The 2,499-nt window shown below is 39.5% G+C and carries 1 protein-coding gene and 1 pseudogene; both read right to left on the reverse strand.

The features are described 5' to 3' along the window. Nucleotides 1-337 (reverse strand): annotated as a pseudogene (locus HMPREF2867_RS11615) (glucosyl transferase); the annotation flags it as partial. A gap of 282 nt (nucleotides 338-619) precedes the next feature. Continuing rightward, the coding region (locus HMPREF2867_RS08050; RefSeq protein WP_070576979.1) for a glucosyl transferase at nucleotides 620-2,499 on the reverse strand (1,880 nt) is incomplete at its 5' end.

Genomic DNA, 2,499 nt, shown 5'->3' on the forward strand with positions numbered 1-2,499 from the left:
TTTCACTTGCAGTTGTTGAAGCTGTTTCACTGGTAGTTTCAGAGCTTGCACCAGAAGTTGTGGCTTGTTCTGAGACATTTGTAGTGCTTTCAGTGCTAGTCACATTTTCAGTAGTAGCAGGAGCTTCGACAACCTTTGTTTCTACGAGGTCTGCTGTGGTTTCTACATTGGCAGTGGTAGCAGCAGTCGTATCAAGATTTGATGCGTTGTCAGCTATAACTTCCTCAGCGAAGGCAGGCTTTGCGACGAGGGCAAAACCTGCAAGAGCAGTTGCACATGAGAATGCAATCAGACGTTTTTTGGACTTAGGTCCAGTAAAATTAGAATGTACTTTCATACTTTTTCCTCCATTTCCTAAGTCCTATTATAGCGCTATTTTAGAGACTTTCAAGAAAAAATAAGAAATTTAGACAAAAATAAGAAATCGATTACATAAAAAGAGAGTGAATGCCAAATGTCATAATTTTAGCAGTCACAAGAGTTTAAAAAAACAAAAAAATCCAAGGTCTATGCCCTGGATTGAGGAGATTATGAAAAAGAAAAGTTTTAGGATAGTTATAGCATATAAATTAAAACCTAAAGTTTTCTTAAAGTGGTAGAAATATTTTGTCTTTCCTTTTTAATTCACTTTCTCAGTAGCCACACCGTTTTCATCGATGATATAAGTTTTGCCGTCTTTTTCGAGAGTGGTATTCGTCCACATAGCCCCACTGTCTTTGTCAAAGTAGTAAGTTTTACCATCAATGTCTACTAGGCTACCTTTGACTTGCTTACCATTTTTATCAAAGTAGAGTTGAACACCATCAATGGTTTGACGGCCTGTTAGGAGTTTGCCCTCTTTGTCGTAGTAGTACCAGTTCCAGAAATCATCGCGAACAAATTGGTTTTTAGCCGTAAATTCAGTCACTACTCCCTCATTATCAATTGTGTAGGTCTTATCATCGACTTTCAAAGTGTCGTTAGTAAGGATAATAGTGGTGTACATACCAGCATATCTTTCTGTTCGATATGATTTTGTTAGACGATAGCGCTTGCCATCGATTTCTTTCCACGTAGGCTTGTTAATACTTTCCACCTTTGGTTGGAAGTAGTGAAGGTAACCATCGGAGCCTCGTTGGATGCCCTCTAGGAGGACGCCGTTTTTATCAGTTCCATAGATTCCAGAGAAACTAGGCCCGCCCCAAAATGTTTTTTTTGAAAAAAGGGCTCCAAAATAGTTTTTTTCTATTTTACTATCTGTGACTAGATAAAGTTTGCTGTCATAACCTATGATACCATCAAGAACTTGACCCTTTAAAGCAAAGATATATTCTTTTCCATCGATAATTTGTTTACCAGTTAAGACTTCTCCGTTAGCATTGGTACGGTAGGTAGAAGTGTTTGCATGGAACATTGAAGGAGTTTCAACAATGCCATATTTGTTCTTGACCAATTGTCCTTGGTAATCAAAAAGATAAATCTTCCCATCAATTGTGACAGTATCATTTTTAGCCAAAAGTCCGTCAGGTTTGAAATAATAACGTTTACTGTCAATGGTATGCCATCCAATAAATGCAGCACCATCTTCGCCTAAGTAATTAGTATAAGTTGTATATTGAGGTTCTGTCCTATAGCCATTGAAAATTGAAGTGTGATGCCACTGATTCGTTAATAGAGAACCATCATTCTCATCGAATCGATAGTATTTTCCACCAATCTCTCGTTCTTGTCCTTTGACTTGTTTGCCATCTTTATCAAAATAAAGGATGACACCATCAACATTTTGCCAACCAGTTAATTTTTCACCGTTGGCAGTGTAGTAATACCAATCTTTTTGGTTGTCAGATTGGAAATGACCACCCGTCACGACCTGAGTAGGTAGTTGCGTTTTTTCGGTTAGGATACCATCAGCATCTGCTAGATAAGTTTTACCATCTACTTCAATACTTGTATCAGTTACCTTACGCCCATTATCTTTATCGTAGTAGTAATCCTTGCCATCAATGGTTACCTTTTCACCCTTTGCTTGGATGCCATTGTTATGGAAGTAGAGGTTGAAGCTGTCGATGGTTTGTGGGCCAGTTAGTTTGTGGCCCTCGTTGTCTAGGTAATACCAGTTACCCTGATCATCGGATGTGAACTTGCCACCTTGTGAGGGTGTTTCCTGTGAAGTAGTTGCCTTGTCGCTTGTTTCAGATGAGACTTCAGCACCCCTATCAGCAATAGTTGTTTCACTAGATTGAGCGGTTTCAACCTTTTTATCGGCCTCGTTACTAGGCTGTGTAGCAGTTGTTTCTATTGGCTGAGTAGCGACATTAGTAGGTGTAGTGTCAGTAGATACTGCTGCACTAGAAGTATTCTCGACAACTGTACTCGTTGGAGCTACTTCGGTTCTTGTTATAAGGCTAGCACTTGTCTCAAGATTGCTGTCAGAGACGACATTTTCAGGACTGTTAACAGCAGTCGTTTCTGGTTTGACTTCATCGGCTCCGACCTGTCCTAGTCCAATTAGTGAAGCCC

It is taken from the genome of Streptococcus sp. HMSC064H09 (assembly GCF_001812625.1).
Lineage (GTDB): Bacteria > Bacillota > Bacilli > Lactobacillales > Streptococcaceae > Streptococcus.